Consider the following 3,423-nt stretch of genomic DNA (forward strand, 5'->3'; position numbering starts at 1 on the left):
AGCACACCGAGCGCGACGACGGCCAGCGCCGCGGCGCTGAGCACCGGCGGCCAGGGCCCGGTGGAGAGGAGTTGCGCCAGCCCGAACCGGGTCCCGCCGCTCTGGCTGTAGCCTTCCTCTTTGAGGTAGCCGGGCAGGAAACCCAGGACTCCGGCCCCGGCGGCGGCCAGATAGGGCACGTAAAGGAGGCCGAAAGTTCCCAGCGCCGCGGCGATGAACCGGGCCGGGCGCCGGAACAACAACGCAGGGGCGGCGATCACCGGAATGAGTTTCGTGGCCACGGCGGCCCCGAACACCACCCCGGAGCGCAGCGGCTTGCCACCGCTCAACAGCATTCCGGCGGCCAGGATCAGGGCACCGCCGAGCAGATCGACATGGGCGTTGTTCACAGCCTCGAGCTGCACGAACGGGCTCCAGCCCCAGACTGCGGCGAGGTGAAGGGGCAGGCCGCGTCGGGCCAGGGCGCCGAGCAGCAGCAGCGTCACGGCGACGCTGATGAGCAGGCCTCCGAGCTGGAAAGGAAGGTATCCAACCGAGTCGGGGACGACGGCCCGCACCCCAAAAAAGTAGATCTCTGCCGTGGGCGGGTAGATCGTGGGCACGTGCGGACGGTTAATGGCCGTGCACAACGGATTTCCCGACGGGAAGCCGAAGGCCGGGACGGATTCCGTCCCGAACAAGTCCTTGGCGCACACGGGCCTGCCCTCTTCGCCGGTGGCGCCGGGGGCGAACAGCCAGTCCGGCCGAAGAGCTGCGAGGGTCTCATCGACGGGCACATACGAGTAGGGGGAGATCCCCGCCTTTTGGACGATCCCGTCCCAGGCGTACCGGGCGGAATCGTTGCTGGTCCGCGGCGGCGCGCTCACGGCGACCAGGCCGAGCAGCACGGTGCCGGCGATGATGACGGCACCCACGCGGCGTCGGGGGACGCGCCGGAGGAGACTGACAGCCCCCAGGAGCACACCCCAGGACAGGAAGGTGCCGACAATCGGTGCGGATTCGAACGGGTTATGGGGGACAACCATCCACCACAGCAAGCCCGCCAGGACCAGGACCGTCAGCGTGGCGGCCAGGCTGAGCATGGGCCGCTGTTTGCCGTCTGTCGGCGGCGAAGGACTGGCGACGGTCACACTGCGGTCCTGTCTGGCCCGGTGCCGGGGGAGAGCCGGCAGAAGACGCGGCCCTGCAGCCGTTGAACGGAGGCTACGGTCCAGTCGCTGCGCTGCGCCCGGGACGCGAGACCCGCACTGCCCGTCCGGGCCCAGCGGAAGGGTTCGCTCCGGTTTCCGCTCGAGTCCTCCAACACGGCGGAGTAGACGGTGTCCAGGTCCTCATCGTCCTCCACTTCGACCAGGAGGGTCCCGTGCGGGGCGATGAGCTGGCCGCAGCGGCGGAGCAGGGACGTGATGCTGCCGCCGATGCCGATGTTGCCGTCGAGCAGGATGACGGATTGCCAATGGCCGGACCGGGGTACCGGAGCGAACACCGATTGTTCCAGGGCCCGGGCGCCGCGGGCACGCGCCCGGCGGACCGCCTCCGGGCTCGTGTCGATCCCCAGTGCGGGAAGGCCCATCCGCTGGGCGGCAGCCAGGAGCCTGCCCGGTCCGCAGCCGATGTCCAGGACCGGACCTTGAAGGCTGTGCAGGAGTGAGCGTTCGAGCAGGTTCGCTTCCCCACACCAACTTTGGACGTCGAAGTCCACCGGGGCTGCCGTGTGTTCGGTGTCCGGACGAAGCGTCAGGGTCCCGGACCCGTCCGCCAGCGCCCTGGCATAGGGCTCCGTGTGGCCCTGGCCGAAGTGGGTGCCCGATGCCACGCCGGTGGCCGTCACGGCCGGACACCGGTGAGGAGCAGTGAGTCCTGCATGTGCTGGGCGGCGACCTGGACAGCGTGCGCGAAGTCGGTTCCCGGTATCGCGGCGGCGATGTTGAGCGCATCGCTGAAGTGGTCCATATCCGCCAGTTCCGGCAGCGTCCCGACACTGAGGCCCCGGGCTGACAGGCGGGCGAGCTGCCGTGCCCCGGTCGTGTCCGTAGACATCGGCACTCCCCGGATCAAAGCCCCGTCGGGGCGGCGCAGCGCGAGGGCCCAGAACCCGCCGTCCGTGGCCGGGCCGATCCAGGCGTCAAGACCCGGCGCACCCGCGGACCAGTCGTGAAGGAGCGGCGCGACATGGTCAGCCGAGAACTGCGGAGTGTCCATGCCGATGATGAGCAGCGGACCCGTCGCGGCGTCGCAGATGGCGCCGAGCCGTTCATCCAGCCCCCCGGTGGCCTGCGCTACGACGGTGAACCCTACTGCGTCCGCCGCTTTCGGTGTTCCGTCCATAACCAGCACCCGGTGCCGTGCCGGGAGGAGCCGGACCGTATCCAGGGTCCGGCTCAGGCTCACCTGGGCCAGGGCGGCGGCCCCTTCAGGGCTCAGCGGCGGGCTCAGCCGGGTCTTAACGCGGCCCGGCAGGCACTCTTTGGCGATGACCGCCACTGTCAGATCCAAGCTCTTGCTCATAACAGCCATTCGCTGCCGGGAGTCTTCCGGACCGGTCCGGAAGATGCAGCCGCCGCGGCAGCCTTGAGCTGGGCGGACATATCCCGGACAGCCGTCACCGTTCCGCGCACCGTTCCGGTCACCTTGGACTTGCCGGTGCGGGGGGCATAGGGGACGGGCAGCTCCAGGATTCTCCACTGCCGCAGGCTTGCCTTCAGGAACATCTCCAGCGGGTAGCCGCTGCGGCGGTCCACCAGATCCAGGGACAGCAATTCAGTGCGTCGTGCTGCCCGCATCGGTCCAAGGTCGGTCACGCGTTCCCCGGTCAGGCGCCGGAGCCGCCAGGCCAGGACGAGGTTGGCGATCCGGGCATGCACGGGCCAGGAGCCGCGTTGCGGCTGACGGCTGCCCAGCACCAGATCTGCCGTGCCGCTAACGACCGGGGCGACCAGCGCCGGCAGCTGCGCCGGGTCGAGTGAGCCGTCGCAATCGCAGAACGCGACGAACTCCGCAGTCGCCGCGAGCAGGCCGGCATGGGCGGCGGCCCCAAACCCCCGCCGGCCCTCATGGATCACGAGGGCGCCCAGACTCGCGGCGAGCTCGGCGGAACCGTCCGTGGAACCGTTATCGACAACGATGGCCCGGTACCCTTCCGGCAGACGGGACAGCACCCACGGCAGGGCGCCGCGCTCATTCAAACACGGCAGAACGACATCAACCATGGCTCCAGTCATGTAAAACGCCTCTCAAGCGATGGTTCCCGCGGCGGCGCTTCGCCCGGGATTCCCTACGGTACGCGAACAGAAAAGTGCCACGGACCCCCAAGGGAGGAGCCGTGGCACTTCCCACCGGTGCAGACCATGCATCCGGCAGGTTTTCGGGGTGGGTGTTACTTGGTGTTGACGGTGATCTTGGCGATGCCGACGAGCATGTCGG

General features: G+C 69.2%; 4 protein-coding genes. All 4 read right to left on the bottom strand.

Translation table 11 applies throughout. The features are described 5' to 3' along the window. Positions 1–1,130: glycosyltransferase family 87 protein (locus QK291_RS18870; protein WP_282384379.1), on the bottom strand; the 1,130-nt coding region annotated here is incomplete at its 3' end. Continuing rightward, complete coding sequence (locus tag QK291_RS18875) at positions 1,127–1,831, bottom strand: methyltransferase domain-containing protein (RefSeq protein ID WP_282384381.1); 705 nt, start codon at positions 1,829–1,831, stop codon at positions 1,127–1,129. The genes QK291_RS18870 and QK291_RS18875, both read right to left, overlap by 4 nt. After that, positions 1,828–2,508: a DUF2064 domain-containing protein gene (locus tag QK291_RS18880; RefSeq protein WP_282384383.1), complete on the bottom strand. Its 681-nt coding sequence runs from the start codon at positions 2,506–2,508 to the stop codon at positions 1,828–1,830. Before QK291_RS18880 ends, QK291_RS18875 begins: the two co-directional genes overlap by 4 nt. After that, positions 2,505–3,221 (bottom strand): glycosyltransferase family 2 protein, encoded by a 717-nt coding sequence (locus tag QK291_RS18885; RefSeq protein WP_282384385.1) that lies wholly within the window; start codon positions 3,219–3,221, stop codon positions 2,505–2,507. Before QK291_RS18885 ends, QK291_RS18880 begins: the two co-directional genes overlap by 4 nt. Positions 3,222–3,423 lie beyond the last annotated feature (202 nt).

Source organism: Arthrobacter sp. AL12, from assembly GCF_029960645.1.
Classification (GTDB): Bacteria; Actinomycetota; Actinomycetes; order Actinomycetales; family Micrococcaceae; genus Arthrobacter.

Coding starts and splice junctions, on each gene's coding strand:
- QK291_RS18880 (WP_282384383.1), bottom strand. CDS start 2,508: ATGAGCAAGAGCTTGGATCTGACAGTGGCGGTCATCGCCAAAGAGTGC.
- QK291_RS18885 (WP_282384385.1), bottom strand. CDS start 3,221: ATGACTGGAGCCATGGTTGATGTCGTTCTGCCGTGTTTGAATGAGCGC.